Source organism: Streptomyces ardesiacus, assembly GCF_003112575.1.
GTDB classification, from domain to species: domain Bacteria; phylum Actinomycetota; class Actinomycetes; order Streptomycetales; family Streptomycetaceae; genus Streptomyces; species Streptomyces ardesiacus.
Genome location: NZ_BEWC01000001.1, coordinates 553,143 through 573,495, shown reverse-complemented (window position 1 = coordinate 573,495; position 20,353 = coordinate 553,143). Strand labels below are relative to the sequence as shown.

The 20,353-nt window shown below is 73.0% G+C and carries 19 protein-coding genes; 6 read left to right on the top strand and 13 right to left on the bottom strand.

Annotated features, from left to right (window positions below):
- Positions 1-22: 22 nt before the first annotated feature.
- The 11 genes from hpnE to Sdi02f_RS02295 form a co-directional block, all read right to left on the bottom strand.
- Positions 23-1,459: a hydroxysqualene dehydroxylase HpnE gene (gene hpnE / locus Sdi02f_RS02345; protein ID WP_053637761.1), complete on the bottom strand. Its 1,437-nt coding sequence runs from the start codon at positions 1,457-1,459 to the stop codon at positions 23-25.
- Positions 1,456-1,614, bottom strand: coding sequence for a DUF6380 family protein (locus Sdi02f_RS36205; RefSeq protein WP_037799825.1), 159 nt, complete (start codon positions 1,612-1,614; stop codon positions 1,456-1,458). Before Sdi02f_RS36205 ends, hpnE begins: the two co-directional genes overlap by 4 nt.
- On the bottom strand, positions 1,614-2,564 hold the full coding sequence (gene hpnD / locus Sdi02f_RS02335) for a presqualene diphosphate synthase HpnD (RefSeq protein ID WP_030404089.1): 951 nt from the start codon (positions 2,562-2,564) through the stop codon (positions 1,614-1,616). Before hpnD ends, Sdi02f_RS36205 begins: the two co-directional genes overlap by 1 nt.
- Positions 2,561-3,463: a squalene synthase HpnC gene (gene hpnC, locus Sdi02f_RS02330; RefSeq protein WP_030404088.1), complete on the bottom strand. Its 903-nt coding sequence runs from the start codon at positions 3,461-3,463 to the stop codon at positions 2,561-2,563. Before hpnC ends, hpnD begins: the two co-directional genes overlap by 4 nt.
- A 359-nt stretch (positions 3,464-3,822) precedes the next feature.
- Complete coding sequence (locus Sdi02f_RS02325) at positions 3,823-4,602, bottom strand: ABC transporter ATP-binding protein (RefSeq protein ID WP_030404087.1); 780 nt, start codon at positions 4,600-4,602, stop codon at positions 3,823-3,825.
- Entirely contained in the window at positions 4,595-5,524 is a 930-nt protein-coding gene (locus tag Sdi02f_RS02320) for an ABC transporter permease (protein WP_030404086.1), read from the bottom strand. Before Sdi02f_RS02320 ends, Sdi02f_RS02325 begins: the two co-directional genes overlap by 8 nt.
- Before the next feature lie 96 nt (positions 5,525-5,620).
- Positions 5,621-6,493 carry a glycosyltransferase family 2 protein gene (locus tag Sdi02f_RS02315; RefSeq protein WP_030404085.1) on the bottom strand — a complete coding sequence of 291 codons (873 nt, stop codon included), beginning with the start codon at positions 6,491-6,493 and terminating at the stop codon, positions 5,621-5,623.
- A gap of 8 nt (positions 6,494-6,501) precedes the next feature.
- The gene (locus Sdi02f_RS02310) at positions 6,502-7,281 is read right to left on the bottom strand and encodes a CDP-alcohol phosphatidyltransferase family protein (RefSeq protein WP_078869618.1); all 780 of its coding nucleotides are present in this window, start codon (positions 7,279-7,281) and stop codon (positions 6,502-6,504) included.
- On the bottom strand, positions 7,259-8,320 hold the full coding sequence (locus Sdi02f_RS02305; protein WP_030404083.1) for an iron-containing alcohol dehydrogenase family protein: 1,062 nt from the start codon (positions 8,318-8,320) through the stop codon (positions 7,259-7,261). The genes Sdi02f_RS02310 and Sdi02f_RS02305 overlap by 23 nt, the downstream gene beginning before the upstream one ends.
- On the bottom strand, positions 8,308-9,060 hold the full coding sequence (locus Sdi02f_RS02300) for a phosphocholine cytidylyltransferase family protein (protein ID WP_030404082.1): 753 nt from the start codon (positions 9,058-9,060) through the stop codon (positions 8,308-8,310). The genes Sdi02f_RS02305 and Sdi02f_RS02300 overlap by 13 nt, the downstream gene beginning before the upstream one ends.
- A complete protein-coding gene (locus tag Sdi02f_RS02295) occupies positions 9,057-10,874 on the bottom strand; it encodes a DUF5941 domain-containing protein (RefSeq protein WP_030404081.1) in 1,818 nt (605 codons plus the stop codon). The genes Sdi02f_RS02300 and Sdi02f_RS02295 overlap by 4 nt, the downstream gene beginning before the upstream one ends.
- A gap of 476 nt (positions 10,875-11,350) precedes the next feature.
- Here Sdi02f_RS02295 and Sdi02f_RS02285 point away from each other — a divergent pair, with 476 nt between their 5' ends.
- Positions 11,351-12,289 (top strand): cation diffusion facilitator family transporter, encoded by a 939-nt coding sequence (locus tag Sdi02f_RS02285; protein ID WP_108932609.1) that lies wholly within the window; start codon positions 11,351-11,353, stop codon positions 12,287-12,289.
- A gap of 308 nt (positions 12,290-12,597) precedes the next feature.
- Positions 12,598-13,191 (top strand): isopentenyl-diphosphate Delta-isomerase, encoded by a 594-nt coding sequence (idi, locus tag Sdi02f_RS02280; protein ID WP_030404079.1) that lies wholly within the window; start codon positions 12,598-12,600, stop codon positions 13,189-13,191.
- Between the two features lie 38 nt (positions 13,192-13,229).
- Here idi and Sdi02f_RS02275 read toward each other — a convergent pair whose 3' ends face one another.
- Positions 13,230-13,697 (bottom strand): ATP-binding protein, encoded by a 468-nt coding sequence (locus tag Sdi02f_RS02275; protein ID WP_037799823.1) that lies wholly within the window; start codon positions 13,695-13,697, stop codon positions 13,230-13,232.
- 201 nt (positions 13,698-13,898) lie between these two features.
- Between Sdi02f_RS02275 and Sdi02f_RS02270 the strand changes: the two genes are divergently transcribed.
- From Sdi02f_RS02270 to Sdi02f_RS02255, 4 genes are all read left to right on the top strand, one after another.
- Positions 13,899-14,654 carry an enoyl-CoA hydratase/isomerase family protein gene (locus Sdi02f_RS02270; RefSeq protein ID WP_030404077.1) on the top strand — a complete coding sequence of 252 codons (756 nt, stop codon included), beginning with the start codon at positions 13,899-13,901 and terminating at the stop codon, positions 14,652-14,654.
- A gap of 167 nt (positions 14,655-14,821) precedes the next feature.
- A complete protein-coding gene (locus Sdi02f_RS02265) occupies positions 14,822-15,691 on the top strand; it encodes an SCO6745 family protein (RefSeq protein ID WP_108932608.1) in 870 nt (289 codons plus the stop codon).
- Positions 15,692-15,816: 125 nt separating this feature from the next.
- Entirely contained in the window at positions 15,817-15,948 is a 132-nt protein-coding gene (locus Sdi02f_RS36680; protein ID WP_267717136.1) for an LPFR motif small protein, read from the top strand.
- 116 nt (positions 15,949-16,064) lie between these two features.
- Positions 16,065-18,434 carry a Tex family protein gene (locus Sdi02f_RS02255; RefSeq protein WP_030404075.1) on the top strand — a complete coding sequence of 790 codons (2,370 nt, stop codon included), beginning with the start codon at positions 16,065-16,067 and terminating at the stop codon, positions 18,432-18,434.
- 187 nt (positions 18,435-18,621) lie between these two features.
- Here Sdi02f_RS02255 and Sdi02f_RS02250 read toward each other — a convergent pair whose 3' ends face one another.
- The gene (locus Sdi02f_RS02250; protein WP_108932607.1) at positions 18,622-20,265 is read right to left on the bottom strand and encodes an ABC-F family ATP-binding cassette domain-containing protein; all 1,644 of its coding nucleotides are present in this window, start codon (positions 20,263-20,265) and stop codon (positions 18,622-18,624) included.
- Between the last annotated feature and the right edge of the window lie 88 nt (positions 20,266-20,353).

The following is a 20,353-nucleotide window of genomic DNA, read 5'->3' as shown; positions in this document are numbered from 1 at the left end:
TCGGTCCCGCGCGGATCGGCTTTCACGCGGCCTCCTCGAAGAAGTCGGGGAGGAGGCCGCGGGACCGGCCCAGGGCGCCGAGCGCGGCGGCCGCCGCCCCGACGCCGCTGCGAACCGCACTCTCCATGGTCGCGGGCCACCCGGTGGCGGTCCACGCTCCGGCCAGGTAGAGGCCGGGTGCCTTGGTGCGGGCGCCGGGCCTGAGGCGGCCGACGCCGGGGGCCGGGGCGAAGGTCGCGGCGCGCTCCCGGGTCACGAAGAAGTCCTTCACCTCGGCGCCCCGGGTGCGCGGCAGCAGCCGCTCCAGTTCGGGCAGGTACCGCTCGCGCAGCACGGCCACGGGCTCGTCGATCTCGTTCTGCGCGGTCGACTGGGACAGCGCCAGGTACTGACCCTCCTTCAGCCCGGAGGCCTCGGTACGGTCGAACACCCACTGCACCGGGGTGCCGAGCGCCGTGAGGAAGGGCGTGGCGAGCACCTTGCGGTCGTAGACGACGTGGATGTTGAGGATCGGGGCGGTGCCGATCCGCAGAAGATCTTCCGGGGCGTCCAGCGCACCCTCCGGCAGCAGGTCGTGGGCCTCGCGCTGGGGTACGGCGAGGACGACGGCGTCCGCTTCGAGCGTCTCGCCGGGAACCTGAACGCTCCAGCCGCCGTTCTCGTTCACGGAGACGGAGGTGACGCGTGTACGGACCTCGGTACGGACGCCCGCGGAGTCGAGCGCCTTGCGGGCCAGCCGGTCGTGCAGTTCGCCCAGCGGGACACGGGCCCACCCGATGTCGGCCGCTCCCGGGTCGGACAGCAGACCGGTCTTGAACACCATCGCGGCGAGCCCCAGGGAGGCGTCGCCCGCGACCGCGTTGAGGGTGGCGACCCCGACCAGGTCCCACAGGGCCTCGACGGCACGCGCCGACTGACCGTGCGCGGCCAGCCAGCTGCCGAAGTCCTGGCCGTCCAGGGCCGGGTCGGCCGGGTCGAGCCCCTTGAGCGCGAGCGCGGCACGCCCCACCGAGGCGCGTTCGGCGAGGGAGAGGTGCGGGTAGGCCGCCAGGCTGCGCCCCAGGTGCAGGGGCACGGGCAGCGCGTCGCGCCGCAGTCTGCCGAGCCGGTTGCCCTCGGCCCTGTCCAGGTCGACCACGGGCACGTCGAGACGTTCCTGCACCGGTGCGAGCGCGGCTCCGCCGATCCGGTCGAGGAACCACCGGTAGGCGGTGCAGCAGCGCAGGAACACGTGCTGGCCGTTGTCGACGGTGAGGTCGCCGCGCTGGAAGGAGAAGGCGAGCCCGCCCAGGCGGGGGCGCCCTTCGAGCAGGGTGACGCGCATGCCGGCGTCGGCGAGCGCGAGCGCGGTGGTGACCCCGGCGAGTCCGCCGCCGACCACGACGGCGTGCCCGCCGGGCCCGGAGGCCGGGACGTCCGCGAGCACTCCGCGGTCGCGCGTGCCGTTGCCCTGCGTCATGGTGCGCCCTTCCCTGTCCGGCCGCCGTGGTGTGTGAACGGTGTACGGCTGACCGTCTCAGTCAGGGACGCCGACCGCCACCGGAGGGTTGCCCCCTGCTGTCCGCCGATCGTTGTGCACGGGTCCTGGGTGTCGAGTGTGCCCGGTGTGTCCATCAGGCGCGCCTCCTGACGGCCCGCCGGGTGACGTGCCGGGCGTCGAGGCCGGACAGGCCGCGCACGGCGACGTACGCCTTCTCGCGTCCGGGCAGGGAGACCCGGCCGCGCAGCACGGCCTCCGGGTCGCGCTCGATGCGGTCGAGGAGGCGGCGGTAGATGCCCGCCATGGCGGCCACGCAGGCGCCGCTGCGCCGGTCGAGCATGGGCAGCAGCCGGTAGCCCTCGGCGAAGAGGGCGCGGGCCCGGCGCACCTCGAAGTGGACGAGACCGGCGAAGTCGGAGCCCTCGGGGGGCGTCGGACCGTCGAACCCGGCCGAGCAGCCGAACTTGGCGAGGTCGTCGGCGGGCAGGTAGGTGCGCCCTCCCTCGGCGTCCTCCCGGACGTCGCGCAGGATGTTGGTGAGCTGCAGCGCGAGCCCGAGCGTGTCGGCGTACTCGGGCGCGCGGTCGGCGCCGCGCGCCCCCGGCTCGGTGCCGAAGACGCCGAGCGAGAGGCGTCCGATGGCGCCCGCCACGCAGCGGCAGTAGACCTTCAGGTCGTCCCAGGTCTCGTAGGTCTCGCCCCGCAGGTCCATCTGGACGCCGTCGATCAGTTCGTCGAGGCCGCCGAGCGGGATCGGGAACCTCCGGGCGGCGTGGGCGAGGGCGACGGCGACGGGGTCGGTGTCGTCCTCCTCGACCGCGCCGTCCTGGATCCGGGCGAGCACGGCCCGGGTCTCGTCCAGCCGGGCGACCTTGACGTCGTCCGGCAGCGCCCCGTCGCCGATGTCGTCGACGCGGCGCGAGAACGCGTACAGCGCGGACATCGCCCGCCGCTTGGGCGTGGGCAGCAGCCGGATGCCGTAGGCGAAGTTGCGTGCCTGCTGACCGGTGACGGCCTCGCAGTAGCTGTAGGCGGCGAGCACCGGTGCCGGCATGTTCGCTGACGACTCCACGGTCCCGATCACCCCTCTCCTCGCAGGACCAATCCCGCCTCGCGCAGCAAGCGGACCTTGCCTGACCTCGGCGGGCCGGGAAGTACGTCGTGCTGCGCCGCGGCGATCGCGCTCAACGCGGCCCTTCCGCCCGCCACGAACCCCGCCAGGAGCAGCCGCAGCCTGCCGTGGACGCTACCCACCAGGGGGGCTCCTTCATTCAGCAGGTCCCGGGCGCGGGCGGCCTCGTAGGCGATCAGGGCGCGCACCGACGCGTTCGCGGTGGGAGCCGCGAGGTCGCTCTCCCGGACGTGGAAACGTTTCATGTCCTCGGCGGGCAGGTAGATCCGGTCCCGGCCGAGGTCCTCGGCGACGTCCTGGAGGTGCTCGACGATCTGCAGGGCGGTGCAGATCTCGTCGGAGCGGCGGATCCGTTCGGGGGTCGAGGTGCCGGTGACGGCGAGCACGAGCCGGCCGACCGGGTTGGCGGACAGCTCGCAGTAGGCGAGGAGGTCGTCGTAGGTCTCGTAGCGTGCGACGAGCTGGTCCTGGCGGTTGGCGGCGATCAGCCCGAGGAAGGGCTCGGGGGTCAGCGAGCGGCGGCGCACGGTGGGCACCAGGCGGCGCAGCAGCGGGTGGCGGGGGGTGCCGTCGAAGACCCTGCGCAGGTCCTCCTCGAAGGCGTCCAGCATCACCAGCCGGTCGTCGGCGCGGTCCGCGGGGACGCCGAGGAGTCGGGCGTCGGCGCCGCCGGGGGCGAGGTCGCCGTCGCCGATGTCGTCGACCAGGCGGGCGAAGCCGTACACGGCCATGAGGTCGGTGCGCCAGGCGCGGGGCAGGAAGAAGGGGGCGACGGGGAAGTTCTCGTCGGCTGCCTTGGCGAGGGTGCCCTGCTCCGGGTCGACGGCGCGCGCCGCCTCGGTGGCCGTCATCGCGGGCTGCCCTGGACGGGGACGGCGCACGCTTCGGGGAGCCGGGGAGTTTCCGTAGCCATTGCCGTCACATCTCCCGTTCTACACTGCCGACTCAATACACACTATTTCGGACACGCCGCCCCGCCACCCGCGCGGCAGGCCCGCTCGAGGGTGTCGGGCATTATCGCCCCATGTGCAGCGTTTCGGGACCGGTACAGCTTACGTTGTACAACTCACGGGCGTCCGTCGGGGTGCACGGGCCACCACCACAACACACCGTCCGGCTTCAAGATTCCTGAGAACGCCAGGAGTTGACGTTTCCTTTGCAGAGCCGGGGCCGCGCCGGAAGTGTTCCGGTGCGGCCCCGGCGTGTCGGACTACTTGCCCGTGAACTTCTCGTACTCCTTGAGCACCTCGTCGGTCGGGCCGTCCATGCGCAGCTCGCCGCGCTCCAGCCACAGGACCCGGTTGCAGGTGTCGCGGATGGACTTGTTGTTGTGGCTGACCAGGAAGACGGTGCCGGCCTCCTTCTTCAGCTCCCGGATCCGCTCCTCGGAACGGGTCTGGAACTTGCGGTCACCGGTGGCCAGCGCCTCGTCGATCATCAGGACGTCGTGGTCCTTGGCGGCGGCGATGGAGAAGCGCAGCCGGGCGGCCATGCCGGAGGAGTAGGTGCGCATCGGCAGGGTGATGAAGTCGCCCTTCTCGTTGATGCCCGAGAAGTCGACGATGTCCTGGTAGCGCGCCTTGATCTGCTCGCGGGACATGCCCATGGCCAGGCCGCCGAGGATGACGTTCCGCTCGCCGGTCAGGTCGTTCATCAGGGCCGCGTTCACACCGAGCAGGGAGGGCTGGCCGTCGGTGTAGACCTTGCCGCGCTCGGCGGGCAGCAGGCCGGCGATGGCCCGCAGCAGCGTCGACTTGCCGGAGCCGTTGGAGCCGATCAGGCCGATGGCCTCGCCCCGGTAGGCGGTGAAGGAGACGCCGCGCACGGCGTGCACCTTGCGCACGCCCCGCTCCTCGCCGCGCCTGAGGATGCGGCTGAGCGCGGCGGTGGCGCTGCCCTTGCCGGTCCTGGCGCCGTTGACGCGGTAGACGATGTGCAGTTCGTCCGCGATGACCGTCGGCACCCGCTGGTCCTGCTGCTGCTCAGCCACGGCCGTACCTCTCCTCCGCCTTCCAGAAGTACACGAAGCCGCCCACGGCGAGGACCACGGCCCAGCCGAGGGCGACCGCCCACACGTGCGGCGGCAGGTTCTCGGAGCCGTACCCGTCGATCAGCGCGAAGCGGATCAGGTCCATGTAGACGGCGGCCGGGTTCCACTGGAGCAGGTCGGAGACCCACCCCGGGCTGTCCTTCAGCATGATCGGGATGGAGAACATGACGCCCGAGGCGTACATCCAGGTCCGCATGATGAACGGCATGAGCTGGGCCAGGTCCGGGGTCTTGGCCCCCATGCGGGCCACGATGAGCGCCAGGCCCACGTTGAACAGGAACTGCAGGACGAGCGCCGGCAGGACCAGCAGCCAGGACAGCGAGGGGTAGCTGCCGAAGCCGATGACGACCGCGAACATGACGATCATCGAGGCGAGCAGCTGCTGGAGCTGCTGGAGCGCGAACGAGATGGGCAGCGAGGCGCGCGGGAAGTGCAGCGCCCGCACCAGTCCGAGGTTGCCGGAGATGGCGCGCACGCCCGCCATCGCGGAGGACTGGGTGAAGGTGAAGACGAACACACCCGTCACCAGGAACGGGATGTACACCTCCTTGGGCATGCCGCGGCCCGCCTTGAGGATCAGACCGAAGATCGCGAAGTAGACGAAGGCGTTCAGCAGCGGGGTGGCCACCTGCCAGATCTGGCCGAGTTTGGCCTGGCTGTACTGGGCGGTCAGCTTCGCCTGGGAGAAGGCGAGGATGAAGTGCCGCCGCCCCCAGAGCTGACGGACGTACTCCACGAGGGAAGGTCGGGCACCGCTCACGGACAGCCCGTACTTGGCGGCGAGCCGGGCCGGTGTGAGGCCCTCGTCGGGCGACACGGGCCTGGTCATGGCGACCGTGCCGTCGTGCGTTGTCTCACTCACTGGTGGAAACTTTCGTCTTCGGAAGTGCTCGGCCGCTCGGGCCTGCGTGGACCTCGTGGCCCCGGTCGGGGCCGGAACGCTCTCGGTACGAGCTTGTCAGATCACCGGGGGCCGGCCCAGCCGGGTCAGCCGCCACACCGTACGCCACCGCATGGGCCGACGGGGACCGCACGGGGTGGCCCAGCCCTCGCGGAAGCCGCCGAACCAGGCCTTCAGGGCGGGCCGGGACGGGCGGCGCAGCAGGGTGAGGGCCATCCACACGCCGAGGTAGACCGGGACCAGGAGGGCCGGGAGGTTGCGGCGGGCGAGCCAGACGCGGTTGCGGGCCACCATGCGGTGGTAGACCGCGTGCCGCGAGGGCGCGGTGGTGGGGTGGTTCAGGACCATGTCGGACCGGTAGTCGATCATCCAGCCCGCGTCGAGGGCCCGCCAGGCCAGGTCGGTCTCCTCGTGGGCGTAGAAGAACGCGTCCGGCAGCCCGCCGACCTGGCCGAGGACCCGGGTGCGCACCGCGTTGGCGCCGCCGAGGAAGGTGGTGACCCGGGAGGAGCGCATCGGGTCGGAGGCGCGCAGCCGCGGGACGTGCCGGCGCTGGGTCTCGCCGGTGTCCGGGTCGGCGATGCGGAAGCTGATGATGCCCAGCTCGTCGTCGTCGGCGAAGGCCCGGCGGCACAGCTCGGCGGTGTCGGTGCGGGCGAGCAGGCCGTCGTCGTCGAGGAAGAGCAGGATGTCGACGTCGCCGCCGCCGGGGCCGAAGGCCTCGATGCCGACGTTGCGGCCGCCGGGGATGCCCAGGTTCTCGGGCAGTTCGACGGTGCGCACGCCCTCGGGCACCTCCGGGACGGGGGCGCCGTTGCCGACCACGACGACCTCGACCGGGTCGCCGTCCTGCTTGGCGACGGAGTCGAGCAGGGCACGCAGTTCCTCGGGGCGGTTGCCCATCGTGATGACGACGGCGCCGACCTTCATGGGCGCGCTCACTTCAGCCTGCTGGAGGCGAGGACCGACACCAGGTGCAGCAGCGTCTGCAGCAGCGCGATGCCGGCGAGCACGGCGGTGCCGAGGCGGGTGAAGAACAGGTCGCCGCGCACCTGGTCGACGATCGCGAGGAGGAGGATCAGCAGGGACGCCTCGATGCCGAGGATCAGCCGGTGGAACTTCAGCGCCCCGGCGGCCCGGCGGGCCAGTGCCATGCCGGAGGAGCGGATCTCGGAGGCGGCCTCCTTCACGGGCTCCATCCCGGCCTGGTGGCGGGCGACGCCCACCAGGTCGGTCTCGGCCTTGATCAGGATGGCGCCGAGCGCGGCCAGGGTGCCCAGGAAGGCCCACAGCCAGTCGATGCGTCCGGTGCCCCAGAGGTCGGCGGCGCGCAGACCGAGGCCGACCAGGACCGCGGCGTCGGTCAGGTAGGCGCCGACCCGGTCCAGGTAGACGCCGCCGAGCGAGTACTGCTTCTTCCAGCGCGCGACCTCGCCGTCGACGCAGTCCAGCAGCAGGTAGAGCTGGACCGCGACCACGCCGAGCACCGCGCCCCACACGCCCGGCACGAGCAGCGCCGGGGCGGCGAGCACGCCGCAGACGGTCATCAGGTACGTGAGCTGGTTGGGCGTGACCCTGGTGTTCACCAGGTAGCGGTCGATCCGCAGCGAGACCTCGCGCATGTAGAGGCGTCCCGCCCAGTGCTCACCGCTGCGCCGGTCCTTGACCCCCGCGGGATGGACGACCGGGCGTAGTTCAGCTACCGATGGCCTTGACATAGTCGGCGTACAGGTCCTTGATCTGGTCGGTGGTGAGGTCGAGGTGCTCGAGGATCGTGTAGCGGCCGGGCCGGGTCCGGGGGGCGAACTCCACGGCCCGGAAGAACTCCTCGGGCGTGAACCCGATCTCCTCGGGCAGCACCGGCAGCCCGTGGCGGCGCAGGACCTCGGCCATCTGGGCGGACTCCTCGTGGGCCCCGCGCAGGTACATCGCGAAGGCCGCGCCCAGACCGCACTGCTCGCCGTGGGCGGCGGCGCGGGTGGGGAAGAGCAGGTCGAAGGCGTGGTTGATCTCGTGGCAGGCGCCGGAGGCGGGCCGCGAGTCGCCGGAGACCGACATGGCGATGCCGGTGAGGACGAGTGCCTCGGCCAGCACCTGGAGGAAGTCGTTGTCGCCGATGCCGCCGGGGTGCCGCAGCACGGCCTCGCCGGCCTGGCGGGCCATCGCGGCGGCCAGTCCGTCGATCCGCTCGCCCTTGACGCGGTTGGCCAGCTCCCAGTCCGCGATCGCCGAGACGTTGGAGACGGCGTCGCCGATGCCGGCGCGCACGAAGCGGGCCGGGGCGGCGCGCACCACGTCCAGGTCGATGACGACGGCGATCGGGTTCGGCACGCCGTAGGAGCCGCGGCCCGCGTCGTTGTCGAGGGTGGCGACCGGGGAGCACAGGCCGTCGTGCGCGAGGTTGGTCGGCACGGCGACCAGCGGGAGGCCGATGCGTGCCGCCGCGAACTTGGCGCAGTCGATGATCTTGCCGCCGCCGAGGCCGACGACCGCGTCGTAGTGACCGCCCTTCATGGCGCCGGCCAGCTTGATCGCGTCGTCCAGCGTGCCGCCGCCGACCTCGAACCAGTCGGCGCCGGGCAGGGACGGGGCGACGCGCTCGCGCAGCTTGGCGCCGGAGCCGCCGCTGACGGCGACGGCGAGCTTGCCCGAGTGGGAGATGCGTTCGTCGGCGAGCACGCACCCCAGGTCGTCGAGGGCACCCGCGCGGATGTCCACGACGACCGGCGACGGGATGAGCCTCGTCAGTACTGGCACGCGATCTCCCTGCCCTTGGCGAGGTCGTCGTGGTTGTCGATCTCGACCCACTTGACGTCGCCGATCGGCGCCACGTCGACCTTGAAGCCGCGGTTGACGAGCTCCTGGTAGCCGTCCTCGTAGTAGAGCTGCGGGTCGCGCTCGAAGGTGGCCTTGAGCGCGTCGGCCAGGTCGGCGGCGGCCTCGCCCTCGATGAGGGTGACGCCGATGTACTCGCCGGTCGCCTCGGCCGGGTCCATGAGCTTGGTGATGCGCTGCACGCCCTTGTCGGGGTCGGCGACGACCTTCATCTCCTCCTCGGCGAGGTTCTTCACCGTGTCGAGGGCGAGGATGATCTTCTTGCCGTCGCCGCGGGCGGCGAGCAGGGTCTTCTCGACGGAGACCGGGTGGACGGTGTCGCCGTTGGCGAGGATCACGCCGTCCTTGAGGGCGTCACGGCCGCACCACAGGGAGTAGGCGTTGTTCCACTCCTCGGCCTTGTCGTTGTCGATGAGGGTGAGCTTGACGCCGTACTTCTGCTCCAGCTCCTCCTTGCGGTCGTACACGGCCTCCTTGCGGTAGCCGACGATGACCCCGACCTCCGTCAGACCGACCTCGGCGAAGTTCGCCAGCGTCAGGTCGAGCACCGTGATGCTGTCCTCCGCGCCCTCGGGGCCGACCGGGACCAGTGCCTTGGGCAGGGTGTCGGTGTAGGGGCGCAGACGGCGTCCGGCGCCGGCCGCCAGCACGAGGCCGATCATGCGGGTTCTCCTTCGTCGTGTACGGCGGGTGCGCCGACCTGGTGGGCGGCGACCCAGAAGCGGATGCTCTCGACGAGCACCACGAGTGCCACGGCCACGGCGAGGACCGTGAGCGCGAGCGTGAACTGTGGGGCGGTGAGCAGCACGGCCAGCACGCAGATCACCAGCGTGCGGCCCTCGTGCCCCCCGATGGTCCGCACCAGCCACCGCGGCGGCGCGCCCGCGTCGCCGCGGATGCGGTAGACCGTGTCGTAGTGATGGTAGGCGACCGCGGCCACCAGCCCGAAAGCCGCCGGAAGGGCCCCGTTCACGTCGGCCTTCGCGGCCAGGAAGAGGACGGTGAGGTACTCGGCGGCGCGGAAGAAGGGCGGGACCAGCCAGTCGAGGGCGCCCTTGAGGGGGCGGGCGACGGCGAGGGCGGAGGTCAGCACGTGGACGAGCGCGGCGACGAGCGGCCAGGGGCCGCCGAAGCCGGTGAGCGCGGCCGTGGCGACGACGGCGGCACCGCCGAGGAGGGCGACGGCGGGGACGGCGAAGCCGGGCAGCCTGCGGGCGGCGGGGCGCAGCGCCCTGGCGGCGGCCTCGGCGAGCGGCCCGGAGTCGGCGAGGTCGGCGAGCGCCGTCGCGGCCCGGTCGGTCCGCGTGGCCTTGCGGGTCAGCGACCGCAGGACGCGGCCGGCGGTGGTGTACGTCGCGGAGAACGCGCAGCCGATCAGCAGCGCGTAGAAGGTGATCCGGGGCGTGGTGAGCGCGGTCAGGACGGCGATCATGGCCCAGCGCTCACCGATCGGCAGCACGATCATGCGGCGCAGCCAGACCGTCCAGCCGACGCTGTCGAGCTTGTCGGAGAGGGCCGCGGTGGGGCTGGTGTTGGCGGTGGCGTCGTGGTTGGCCTCGTTGAAGGAGAAGTCCACGACGTGTCGGCAGGTCTGCAGGACCATCGCCCCGAGGGCCAGGGCCCATACGTCGTCGCCGCCGCGGGCGGCGCCCAGGGCCAGGCCCGCGTAGTAGGCGTACTCCTTGGCGCGGTCGAAGGTGGCGTCGAGCCAGGCGCCGAGCGTGGAGTACTGCAGGGAGTACCGGGCGAGCTGCCCGTCGGTGCAGTCGAGGACGAAGGAGGCGATGAGCAGGACGCCGGCGGCGACGAAGCCGCCCCGGGTACCGGTGGCGGCGCAGCCCGCCGCTATGAGCGCGGTGATCAGCGAGGCGGTGGTGACCTGGTTGGGGGTCAGGCCGCGGCGCGCGCACCAGCGGGCGATGTAGCGGGAGTAGGGGCTGATGAAGAAGGTGGTGACGAAGCCGTCGCGGGCCTTGACGGCCGACTTCAGGCGTACGGCCTCGTCGTCGACGGCGGCGACGGCCTGCCGCGCCTCGTTGCGGGCCTGCGGATCGGCGGGGACGGCGGCGACGAGGCTGCCCAGTTCGGGGCGGTGCACGTCGGCGCCGTCGGCGTCGAGGGCAGCGGTGATCCGGTCGGCGAGGCTGTCCACCGCGAGCGCGGTGCCGCCGCCCGCGGAGTTCTCCCGGGCCATCGCGCGGGTCAGCGCCTGGCGGGCGGCGGGCTGGGCGGTCACGGCTCCCGGGACCGCGGCGAGCGGGAAGCGGGGGTCGGTGAGGCCCAGGCGCAGGGCGTGCGCATGGCCCACGAAGCGGGCGTCGACCACCGCGACGCGCTCGTCGCCCGGGACGCGGGCCAGCAGGGTCTCGGTGTCGGCGGCACCGGAGGCGAGGTGCACGTCGAAGCCCAGGGACCGCAGTTCGCTCTCGATCGACGAACCGGGGACCGGCTGACCGGTGAGGATGGCGGTCGGCAACCGAACTCACTCCCTGGTGCCGGCGCCTGGGCGCCGGGCCTGTGCATGGTGGAGCGCCCGTGCCTGGGGCACCCGGGCGGCATGTCGGCAGAGGTTATCGGATGCCGGGAACGCCGCGTTCACCGCCCGTTTCACGGTCGGTCGACGCCGCTTGCACCCGCCTTCGCCGCGATCATCATCGTGGATCCGGGCCCCGCCCCACAAACCGCGTCCCCAACCCGGGCATCGCGGACATCGCACAGGGTCGGCGGTCGTTCGCACAGGGTCAGGGCGACCCTCGGCAGCCCCTCCCCCATGCGGGCGGACGCGGCACCTCCGAATGCCGCGCGACGCCCTGACCTGCGTGGCGTTTGCCCAGGTCAGGGCACATGACAACGGTGTTCAGTGCCGCGTTGCCGGATACCCCCTACCCGTAGTTGACTGTCATCCGGGCGCCGGGTGCCGGACGCCCTCGCGGACAAGGAGGCGGCTTTCTCATGGGGGCAGGGCACGATCACGGGCACGCACACGGGGGGCACGCCGGCGCGACGGTGACCGCCGAGTACCGGGGCCGACTGCGGGTGGCGCTGGCGATCACCGTCTTCGTCATGGTCGTCCAGATCGTCGGCGGCCTGCTCGCCGACTCGCTCGCCCTGGTCGCCGACTCGGCGCACATGGCCACGGACGCGCTGGGTCTCGGCATGGCGCTGCTCGCCGTCCACTTCGCGGGCCGCCCCCCGAGCGACCGGCGGACCTTCGGCTACGCCCGTGCGGAGATCCTCGCGGCCCTGGCCAACTGCGTGCTGCTGCTCGGGGTCGGGGGCTACGTCCTCTTCGAGGCGATCGAGCGGTTCCTCACGCCCGCCGGCACCGACGGCGGACTGGCGATCGTGTTCGGTGTGATCGGCCTGGTCGCCAACACGGTGTCGCTGAGCCTGCTGATGCGCGGCCAGAAGGAGAGCCTGAACGTGCGCGGCGCCTTCCTGGAGGTGGCGGCGGACGCGTTGGGCTCGGTGACCGTGATCGTCTCCTCACTGGTGATCCTGACCACCGGCTGGCAGCCCGCCGACCCGATCGCGTCGCTGGTCATCGGCCTGATGATCGTGCCGCGTACCGTGCGGCTGCTGCGCGAGACGCTGGACGTGCTGCTCGAGGCCGCCCCGAAGAACGTGGACATCGCCGAGGTGCGCGCCCACATACTGGCCCTCGACGGCGTCGAGGACGTGCACGACCTGCACGCCTGGACGATCACCTCGGGCATGCCCGTCCTGTCGGCGCACGTGGTGGTGAACGGCGAGGCACTGAGCGCGATCGGGCACGAGAAGATGCTGCACGAGCTGCAGGGCTGCCTGGGCGACCACTTCGACGTGGAGCACTGCACGTTCCAGCTCGAACCGAGCGGTCACGCGGAGCACGAGGCGCGGCTGTGCCACTGAGGCGCGGCACGCCGCATCGGGGCCGCCGGTCCGTCCGGGATCCGGGGGGCGCGTACGCGGCGGAACGCGCCGTGCGGCGCCCCCTTCCGCTTCCGCTGCGCCACGGCGCCCTCCCGGGCCGGGCGAACCGGGTGGTTCCCGGCGGGCGGCCCCGGGAATGATCTTCCATCGGACCCCTGCTCGGTGTCCGACCGGCCGCCCCCGGTGCCCGCACGGGCACACGGGACATGCGGGTGTGCCGGGAAGTGCCGAGAGTGCCGGATTCGTACGGCACACTTGGGGCGCGAGGACCGATGTGAAGGATGGGTATGCCGATCACTCCTGCCACCGCGACGCCCAGCTCGTCGAACGGCACCGCAGACGCGATTTTGCTGGAACTGGTCGACGAGAACGGCGTGACGATCGGCACCGCGGAGAAGCTGTCCGCGCACCAGCCGCCGGGGCGGCTGCACCGCGCCTTCTCCGTGTTCCTCTTCGACGAGCGGGGGCGGCTGCTGCTCCAGCAGCGGGCGCTGGGCAAGTACCACTCCCCCGGCGTGTGGTCCAACACCTGCTGCGGCCACCCCTACCCGGGTGAGGCGCCGTTCGCGGCGGCGGCCAGGCGGACGTACGAGGAGCTGGGGGTGTCGCCCTCCCTGCTCGCCGAGGCGGGCACGGTGCGCTACAACCATCCCGACCCGGCCTCCGGGCTGGTCGAGCAGGAGTACAACCACCTCTTCGTCGGCCTGGTGCAGGCGGAGCCGCGCCCGGACGCGGAGGAAGTGGCGGAGACGGCCTTCGTGTCCCCGGCGGAGCTGACCGAGCGGCACGCGAAGGACACCTTCTCGGCGTGGTTCATGACGGTGCTGGACGCGGCCCGGCCGGCCGTCCGCGAGCTGACGGGCCCGGCCGCGGGCTGGTGAGCGCGGTACCGCCGCGGGGGGTCCCGCGGCGGTACCCCTTACTGCGGCAGGTCCTGCCCCGGCGCCTGTTTGAGCGGCAGGGCGGCCCAGATCACCTTGCCGCCGCTCGCGGTGTGGGCGACGTCGCAGGCCCCGCCCGCCTCCCGGGTGATCTCGCGGACCAGCAGCAGGCCGCGCCCTCCGGTACGGCCGTGGTCGGTCTCCAGGGCGGTCGGGCGGTAGGGGTGGTCGTCCTCCACGGCCACCCGCACCCACTCGGGCCCGACCGCGACCTCCACGGCGAGCACCGGCGAGAGCACGGCCGCGTGCCGGACCGCGTTCGTGACCAGTTCCGAGACGATCAGCAGGAGTGCCTGCGCGATGTCGTCGGAGACCGGCACGCCCTGGCGCGTCAGCAGGTCGCGCACGGCGTGCCGGGCCTGCGGGACCGAGGCGTCCACGGCGGGGGCGGTGAACCGCCAGACGCCTTCGTACGGCAGCGGCCCGGCGGGCCCCGTCTCGTCCATGGTCCGGTCGCCACCCCTGGGCTCGATTGTCACCACACCCCGAGTGTTGGTAACGCGCCGGGCCGCACCCGGGGCCTGAACACAAGTCAGCAAGTATCGAGCGGTTTCTGATCGCTGACGCCTGATACGCGACTGTTCCTGTCCCGCAGGGTGCCCCCGCCGGTCGCTCGCGGTGAGGGACCGGCGGATAGCATCCGGCCCATGGAGCCGCAGTTGCTGCACCGGGTCGCCGACTCGGTCGCCACCGTCGTCGTCCACCACCCGGCCAAGCGCAACGCCATGACGGCCGCGATGTGGCGGGCACTGCCCCGCCTCCTCGACGACCTGGCCGCCGACGACCGGGTGCGGGCGCTGGTGCTCACCGGCGAGGGCGCGACGTTCTGCGCCGGGGCCGACATCACGACGCTGCGCGAGTCGGCCGAGGAGGCGCAGGAGCTGGCGGTACGGGCCGAGGAGGCCCTCGCCGCGTTCCCCAAACCGACGCTGGCGGCGGTCCGGGGGCACTGTGTGGGCGGCGGGACGCAGTTGGCGGCCGCCTGCGACCTGCGGTTCGCCGAGGAGACGGCGCTGTTCGGGGTGACCCCGGCCAAGCTGGGGGTGGTGTACCCGGCGTCCGCGACCCGGCGGCTGGCGACGCTGACCGGGCCGGCCACCACGAAGTACCTGCTGTTCAGCGGCGAGCTGATCGACGCCGCACGGGCGTTGCGCACCGGCCTGGTGGACGAGGTGCTGCCGCAGGGCGAACTCGGCAAGCGGGTCGCGGAGTTCACGCGGGTCCTGGCGTCCCGCTCCCTGCTGACGCAGGCGGCGGCGAAGGAGTTCGCCGACGGACGCACCGACCGGGACGCCCACTGGGCCGCGCAGGCCCGCGGCAGCGGCGACACCGCGGAGGGCGTCGCCGCCTTCCTGGAACGCAGGCAGCCCCGCTTCGGCTGGAGCGGGCCGGCGCCGGGATGAAACGGCTCCGGCCGCGCGACGCCCCGACGAGGTGCCCGGGGCGCCTGGGCCGGTGATCCGGCCGCACAGGCGCGGTCCCCGGCCGCCGGCGGCGGAGGCACCCTTCCTTTCCTCCCCCGCGCCGCAAGGCCCCGGACGGCGTACTGAGCGGTTGGTAACGTGCGTGCATGACAACTGCCGCGATCGACGCACGCGCGGGCCGCCGCTGCCACAACGCGCTGAACTCCCTGCACTCGACGCACTACTTCTCCCCCGACCTGGGCCGGGAGCTGGGCGCCCTCGGGATCACCGAGGCCCGGGCCGTCAACTTCGCGGTGCGGGCCGCCGCGCTGGGTCCGGTCGGCGCCGGCACCGTGACGGCGGCGTTCTACAACTACAAGCACGGCCTCGTCGCCCGGCACGTGCCCGCCGTGTGGGAGAAGGTCACGCCGGAACAGGTCCTGGCGGCACGTCTGCGCGCCGTGGACGCGACGCTGCGCCGCCTGCTGGGCGAGGAGGCCGTGGCGTCGCCCGAGATGGCGGAGGCGGCCGAGCTGGCGCTGCGCGCCGCCGAAGGCTGCTCGCGCGGCGCCCGCCCGCTCTACGCGGCCCACGCGGATCTGCCCGTGCCCGACGCCCCGCACCTCGCCCTCTGGCACGCGGCGACGCTGCTGCGCGAGCACCGCGGCGACGGGCACCTCGCCGCGCTGCTGACCGCGGGGCTGGACGGCCTGGAGGCGCTGGTGACGCACACCGCGACCGGCAGGGGCCTGGCACCGAAGTGGGTCTTCACCACGCGCGGCTGGACCCGGGAGGAGTGGGACGCGGCCGCCGGCCGGCTGCGCGGGCGCGGGCTGGTCGACGCGGCGGGCGAGCTGACCGAGGAGGGCACGGCCCTGCGCGAGGGGATCGAGCGGGAGACCGACCGGCTGGACGCGGGCCCCTACGCCCACCTGGGCGCCGACGGCGTGGCACGCCTGACGGAACTCGGGTCGGCCTTCGCGCGTACGGCGATCGGGGCGGGCGCCTTCCCCGCGGACCTGTTCGCCAAACGCTGACGCGGCCGACGACACGCCCGGGCGCACGACGGGGCACGACGGCGTACGGGCGGGCATGCGGCGCCGGTACGGAGGTACCCGTACGTCTCCCGGCCGGGGCGGCCGGGAGACGAAAGGGGCAACTCGTGTTCCGTGCCATCGCCGACGTACTGCGCCAGATCGGTGGCGCAGTCGCCACCGTGGTGACGCTTCCCTTCCGGGCCCTGGCCCGGCTCTTCGGCGGGGCCTCGTCCGCCGGGCGGGGCCGCCGGGTCTGACCCCGGCCCCCTCCGCGCACCGGTTCCGACCGGCCCGGACGGCGCCCTGATCCCCGATTGTCGTCGCCACCTGCCACAATTGCCGCGCAACCTCAGTGAGAAGGCGGTACGGGATCGTGACGACACCCGGGTCCAACGCGTCCAGCACGTCCATCGACGTAGGGACCATCGAGAGCAGGATCGCCGACGAGCTCGGCGTGCGGGAGCGGCAGGTGAAGGCCGCGGTCGAGCTGCTGGACGGCGGCTCGACGGTGCCCTTCATCGCCCGCTACCGCAAGGAAGCGACCGAGATGCTCGACGACGCGCAGCTGCGCACGCTCGAGGAACGGCTGCGCTACCTGCGGGAGCTGGAGGAACGGCGCACCGCGATCCTCGACTCGGTACGGGAGCAGGGCAAGCTCACCGAGGAGCTGGAGGCCCGCATCCGCGGCGCGGAGACCAAGGCGCGGCTGGAGGACGTCTACCTGCCCTTCAAGCCGAAGCGGCGGACGAAGGCGCAGATCGCGCGCGAGGCGGGTCTGGAGCCGCTGGCCGAGGGCCTGCTCGCCGACGCGTCGGTGGACCCGTCGGCCGCGGCTGCCGCGTTCGTCGACCCCGACAAGGGGGTGGCCGACACCCAGGCCGCGCTGGACGGGGCGCGCGCGATCCTCACGGAGAAGTTCTCGGAGGACGCCGACCTCATCGGCGAGCTGCGCGAGCGCATGTGGGGACGCGGGCGGCTCGCCGCCCGGGTGAAGGAGGGCAAGGAGGAGGCGGGCGCCAAGTTCGCCGACTACTTCGACTTCGCGGAGCCGTTCACCGACCTGCCCTCGCACCGCGTCCTCGCGATGCTGCGCGGCGAGAAGGAGGACGTGCTCGATCTCGTCCTGGAGCCCGAGGAGCCCACCGACGGTCCCTCCTCCTACGAGGCGATCGTCGCGAGCCGGTTCGGGATCGCCGACCGCGGCCGGCCGGCCGACAAGTGGCTGGGCGACACCGTCCGCTGGGCCTGGCGCACCCGCATCCTGGTCCACCTCGGCATCGACCTCAGGCTGCGCCTGCGCACCGCCGCGGAGGACGAGGCGGTCAACGTGTTCGCCGCCAACCTGCGCGACCTGCTGCTGGCCGCCCCGGCCGGCACCCGCGCGACCCTCGGCCTGGACCCCGGTTTCCGTACCGGCGTGAAGGTCGCCGTGGTCGACGCGACCGGCAAGGTCGTGGCCACGGACGTGATCCACCCGCACGTCCCGGCCAACCGGTGGGACGAGGCGATGGCCAAGCTGGCGCGGCTGGCGAAGGAGCACGCGGTCGAGCTGATCGCCATCGGCAACGGCACGGCCTCCCGCGAGACCGACAAGCTCGCCGGGGAACTGATCGCCAAGCACCCGGAGTTGAAGCTCACCAAGGTGATGGTGTCCGAGGCGGGCGCCTCCGTGTACTCGGCCTCCGCCTTCGCCTCCCAGGAACTGCCGGACATGGACGTCTCGCTGCGCGGCGCGGTCTCGATCGCCCGGCGGCTGCAGGACCCGCTGGCCGAGCTGGTGAAGATCGACCCGAAGTCGATCGGCGTCGGCCAGTACCAGCACGACCTGTCCGAGGTGAAGCTGTCCCGCTCGCTGGACGCGGTGGTCGAGGACTGTGTGAACGGCGTGGGCGTGGACGTCAACACGGCCTCCGCGCCGCTGCTGGCCCGGGTCTCCGGCATCACCTCAGGGCTCGCCGAGAACATCGTGGCGCACCGCGACGCGAACGGGCCGTTCACCTCCCGGACCGCGCTGAAGAAGGTGTCGCGGCTCGGCCCCAAGGCGTACGAGCAGTGCGCGGGCTTCCTGCGGATCCGGGGCGGCGACGACCCGCTGGACGCGTCCAGCGTGCACCCCGAGGCGTACCCCGTGGTGCGGCGGATGGTGAAGACCGCCGGGCAGGAGGTGGCCGGGCTGATCGGCAACACGTCGGTGCTGCGATCGCTGAAGCCGGAGCGCTTCGTGGACGAGACCTTCGGTCTGCCGACGGTCACGGACATCCTGCGCGAGCTGGAGAAGCCGGGGCGCGACCCCCGGCCCGCCTTCAGGACGGCCACCTTCAAGGAGGGCGTGGAGAAGATCTCCGACCTGGCGTCCGGGATGGTGCTGGAGGGCGTCGTCACGAACGTCGCCGCGTTCGGGGCGTTCGTGGACGTCGGTGTCCATCAGGACGGCCTGGTGCACGTGTCCGCGATGTCCCGGACGTTCGTGAAGGATCCGCGGGACGTGGTGAAGCCCGGGGACATCGTGAAGGTGAAGGTGATGGACGTCGACATTCCGCGCAAGCGGATCTCGTTGACGTTGCGGTTGGACGACGAGGCCGCGGCGCAGGGGGAGCCCAAGAAGGAACGGGGCGGCAGGCCGCCTCGGCAGAGGCAGCAGCGGCAGGGCGGCTCCGGGGGCGGGAAGGGGCGGTCGTCGTCGGCGCCCGCTCCGTCCAACGGGGCGATGGCGGACGCGTTGCGGCGGGCCGGGCTGGCGTAGGCGCCGGGCACCGGGGCGGGCGGGGTGCGCGGACCCGGCGCCCGCCGGGTGCCACCCACTCCCGGCTCCGCCCGGGCGGGAGGTGCCCCCACCGCCCGCCCGGGCCGCCCCGGGGCACCGCCCGGGCCCTCCGGGCACTGGGGGCGGCACGGCTGCCCGCCGTGCGAACGGCCGCGACCGCCTGCTGCTACGTGCGTTCCACCACCTTGCCCTCCGTCACCTCCAGACGGCGGGTGACCTGCACCGCGTCGAGCATGCGGCGGTCGTGGGTGACGAGGAGGAGGGTGCCCTCGTAGGTGTCCAGGGCCGATTCGAGTTGTTCGATGGCCGGGAGGTCGAGGTGGTTGGTCGGCTCGTCCAGGACCAGGAGGTTGACGCCCCGGCCCTGGAGGAGGGCGAGGGCGGCCCTGGTGCGTTCGCCGGGTGAGAGGGACGACGCCGGGCGCGTGACGTGGTCGGCCTTGAGGGCGAACTTGGCCAGGAGGGTGCGGATCTCCGCGGGTTCCGTGTCGGGGACGGCGGCGCGGAAGGCGTCGAGCAGCGTCTCGGGGCCGTGGAAGAGCTTGCGGGCCTGGTCGACCTCGCCGAGCAGGACCCCGGAGCCGAGGGCCGCGTGCCCGGCGTCGAGGGGGACCCGGCCGAGGAGGGCGCCCAGGAGCGTGGACTTGCCCGCGCCGTTGGCCCCGGTGACCGCCACCCGGTCCGCCCAGTCGATCTGGAGGGAGACCGGGCCGAGCACGAAGTCGCCGCGCCTGACCTCGGCGTCGCGCAGGGTGGCGACGACCGCGCCCGAGCGGGGCGCCGACGCGATCTCCATGCGCAGTTCCCACTCCTTGCGCGGTTCCTCGACGACCTCCAGGCGTTCGATCATGCGCTGGGTCTGGCGGGCCTTGGCGGCCTGCTTCTCGCTGGCCTCGCTGCGGAACTTGCGGCCGGCCTTGTCGTTGTCGTTGGCCGCCTTGCGCCGGGCGTTGCGGACGCCCTTGTCCATCCAGGTGCGCTGCATCTGCGCCCGGTCCTGGAGGGAGGCGCGCTTGTCGGCGTACTCCTCGTAGTCGTCCCGGGCGTGGCGGCGGGCCACCGCGCGTTCCTCGAGGTACGCCTCGTAGCCGCCGCCGTAGAGGTTGATCTGCCGTTGGGCCAGGTCGAGTTCGAGGACCTTGGTGACGGTGCGGGTGAGGAACTCGCGGTCGTGGCTGACGACGACGGTGCCGGCGCGCAGGCCGGTCACGAAGCGTTCGAGGCGGTCCAGGCCGTCGAGGTCGAGGTCGTTGGTCGGCTCGTCGAGGAGGAAGACGTCGTAGCGGGAGAGGAGGAGGGAGGCGAGACCGGCGCGGGCGGCCTGGCCGCCGGAGAGCGAGGTCATCGGCTGGTCCAGGCCGACGGTGAGGCCCAGTGTCTCGGCGGTCTCCCCCGCCCGGTCGTCGAGGTCGGCGCCGCCCAGGGCGAGCCAGCGCTCCAGGGCCGTCGCGTAGGCGTCGTCGGCTCCGGGGGCGCCGTCGACGAGGGCCTGGGTGGCCTCGTCCATGGCCCGCTGGGCCTCGGTGACGCCGGTACGGCGGGCCAGGAACTCCCGGACGCTCTCGCCGGGGCGGCGCTCCGGCTCCTGCGGGAGGTGGCCGACGGTGGCGGCGGGCGGGGACAGGCGCAGCTCGCCCCGTTCCGGTGTGGTCAGCCCGGCGAGCATCCGCAGGAGGGTGGACTTGCCCGCGCCGTTGGCCCCCACGAGACCGATCACGTCGCCGGGTGCGACGACGAGGTCGAGCCCGGTGAACAGGGAGCGGTCGCCGTGGCCGGCGGCGAGGTCTTTGGCGACGAGGGTGGCAGTCATCAGACCGTAGATCCTAGTCGTGGCCGGATGCCGCCCGGCCGGGCTCCCCCTCGCCCCGGGCCGCCCGGCACCCCCGCGCGGGACCTTC

Excerpts from the sequence above, each read along its gene's own strand:
- Sdi02f_RS02315 (WP_030404085.1), bottom strand. The coding sequence starts at position 6,493 with ATGAAGGTCGGCGCCGTCGTCATCACGATGGGCAACCGCCCCGAGGAA.
- Sdi02f_RS02265 (WP_108932608.1), top strand. The coding sequence starts at position 14,822 with ATGACAACTGCCGCGATCGACGCACGCGCGGGCCGCCGCTGCCACAAC.
- Sdi02f_RS36205 (WP_037799825.1), bottom strand. The coding sequence starts at position 1,614 with ATGGACACACCGGGCACACTCGACACCCAGGACCCGTGCACAACGATC.
- Sdi02f_RS02270 (WP_030404077.1), top strand. The coding sequence starts at position 13,899 with ATGGAGCCGCAGTTGCTGCACCGGGTCGCCGACTCGGTCGCCACCGTC.
- Sdi02f_RS02285 (WP_108932609.1), top strand. The coding sequence starts at position 11,351 with ATGGGGGCAGGGCACGATCACGGGCACGCACACGGGGGGCACGCCGGC.
- Sdi02f_RS02300 (WP_030404082.1), bottom strand. The coding sequence starts at position 9,060 with ATGATCGGCCTCGTGCTGGCGGCCGGCGCCGGACGCCGTCTGCGCCCC.
- Sdi02f_RS02275 (WP_037799823.1), bottom strand. The coding sequence starts at position 13,697 with ATGGACGAGACGGGGCCCGCCGGGCCGCTGCCGTACGAAGGCGTCTGG.
- Sdi02f_RS02250 (WP_108932607.1), bottom strand. The coding sequence starts at position 20,265 with ATGACTGCCACCCTCGTCGCCAAAGACCTCGCCGCCGGCCACGGCGAC.
- Sdi02f_RS02310 (WP_078869618.1), bottom strand. The coding sequence starts at position 7,281 with ATGTCAAGGCCATCGGTAGCTGAACTACGCCCGGTCGTCCATCCCGCG.
- idi (WP_030404079.1), top strand. The coding sequence starts at position 12,598 with ATGCCGATCACTCCTGCCACCGCGACGCCCAGCTCGTCGAACGGCACC.
- hpnE (WP_053637761.1), bottom strand. The coding sequence starts at position 1,459 with ATGACGCAGGGCAACGGCACGCGCGACCGCGGAGTGCTCGCGGACGTC.
- hpnC (WP_030404088.1), bottom strand. The coding sequence starts at position 3,463 with ATGACGGCCACCGAGGCGGCGCGCGCCGTCGACCCGGAGCAGGGCACC.